Source organism: Alcanivorax sp. HI0044 (genome assembly GCF_001634945.1).
Genome location: NZ_LWEZ01001335.1, coordinates 1 through 1,898 on the forward strand (window position 1 = coordinate 1; position 1,898 = coordinate 1,898).

A 1,898-nucleotide genomic window follows, 5' to 3' on the forward strand; every position below is an offset into this window, starting at 1 on the left:
AATGGTGAAGGCGGTATCGGCCTGGCGTTTGCCGGTACGGAATTTGCCACCAATAAAGAGCACCTGAACGAGCACATTGATGTGTTGGTCAATGGCCGTGGTGCCATGCCCAACTTCAAGGCTCAGCTGACACCTCGCCAGATTGCGGCGGTGATCACCTACGAGCGTAATGCTTTCGGCAACGACACCGGCGATCTGATTCAGCCCGCCGACGTTAACGACCACGAATAAGGGAGGGGATAGCAATGTCTACTGCAGCTGCAACCCATGATGATCATCACGATCATCACCACGCCCCGACCGGCCTGAAACGTTGGCTGTTCAGCACCAACCACAAAGATATCGGTACCTTGTACCTGTGGTTCAGCTTCGCCATGTTCCTGTCCGGCGGTTTCCTTGCCATGGTAATTCGTGCCGAGCTGCTCGAGCCCGGCATGCAGTTCGTGGATCCGGAATTCTTCAACCAGATGACCACCGTGCACGGTCTGGTCATGGTATTTGGTGCGGTGATGCCCGCCACGGTTGGCCTGGCCAACTGGATGATTCCCTTGATGATCGGTGCGCCGGATATGGCGCTGCCGCGGATGAATAACTGGTCCTTCTGGATCCTGCCTTTCGCTTTCGCCATCCTGATTGGTTCGGTGGTGATGAGCGCGTTCGGTGCCGGTAACCCCAGCGCCCCGAACTTTGGCTGGACCTTCTATGCGCCGCTGTCGACCAAGTACGGTCCGGCGTCCACTGACCTGTTTATTCTGTCGGTTCACATGATGGGTATTTCTTCCATCATGGGTGCGATCAACGTGGTCGTTACTGTCTTCAACATGCGTGCCCCGGGCATGACCCTGATGAAGATGCCGCTGTTCGTGTGGACCTGGCTGATCACCGCCTTCCTGCTGATCGCGGTTATCCCGGTTTTGGCCGGTGCAGTGACCATGATGTTGACCGATCGTCACTTCGGCACCAGCTTCTTCGATGCCGCCGGTGGTGGTGACCCGGTACTGTTCCAGCACGTGTTCTGGTTCTTCGGGCACCCTGAGGTGTACATCATGATCCTGCCGAGCTTCGGTATCGTGTCAGCGATCATTCCGGCCTTTGCCCGCAAGCCGCTGTTCGGTTACGCCTCCATGGTGTACGCGACTGCCTCCATTGCGCTGCTGTCCTTTGTCGTGTGGGCTCACCACATGTTCACCGTGGGCATGCCGCTGGCCGGTACCCTGTTCTTCATGTACATGACCATGCTGATCTCCGTGCCTACCGGCGTGAAGGTGTTCAACTGGGTCGCAACCATGTGGCGCGGGTCCATGACCTTTGAGCTGCCGATGAAGTGGGCGATCGCTTTTGTGGTGCTGTTCACTTGTGGTGGTCTGTCCGGCCTGATGCTGGCGATCACCCCGGTAGACTTCCAGTACCATGACACCTACTTCGTGGTGGCGCATTTCCACTACGTGCTGGTGACCGGTGCGATCTTCTCCATCTTCGCTGCGGCCTACTACTGGCTGCCGAAGTGGTCCGGGATCATGCCCAACAAGACCCTGGGTGAGCTGCACTTCTGGAACTCCCTGATTTCCGCCAACTTGCTGTTCTTCCCCATGCACTTCGTGGGTCTGGCTGGCATGCCGCGTCGTTACGCTGACTACGCGCTGCAGTTTGCGGACTACAATTTCTGGATTTCCATTGGCGGTTTCTGGTTCGGCCTCTCGCAGTTGTTGTTCCTGGCTGTGGCCGTATTGTGTGCCATGAAGAAAGGCGAGAAAGCCCCGGCCAAGCCGTGGGAAGGTGCTGAAGGCCTGGAATGGGAAGTGCCGTCACCGGCGGCATCGAAGAAGCTGGTGCCGAAGTGACGATCGGTCAACATCATGGTCACTGCACCGGCCAAAACCGGGATAACCGCGATCAGC

At 57.6% G+C, this 1,898-nt stretch carries 2 protein-coding genes; both read left to right on the forward strand.

Annotation, left to right across the window (positions count from 1 at the left end; translation table 11 throughout):
• On the forward strand, positions 1 to 231 hold a 231-nt coding region (locus tag A3730_RS31935; RefSeq protein WP_197477537.1), incomplete at its 5' end, for a cytochrome c.
• A 14-nt stretch (positions 232 to 245) separates the two neighbouring features.
• Positions 246 to 1,841 (forward strand): cytochrome c oxidase subunit I, encoded by a 1,596-nt coding sequence (gene ctaD, locus A3730_RS19745; RefSeq protein ID WP_063538742.1) that lies wholly within the window; start codon positions 246 to 248, stop codon positions 1,839 to 1,841.
• Positions 1,842 to 1,898: the final 57 nt, after the last annotated feature.

Coding starts and splice junctions, on each gene's coding strand:
- ctaD (WP_063538742.1), top strand. CDS start 246: ATGTCTACTGCAGCTGCAACCCATGATGATCATCACGATCATCACCAC.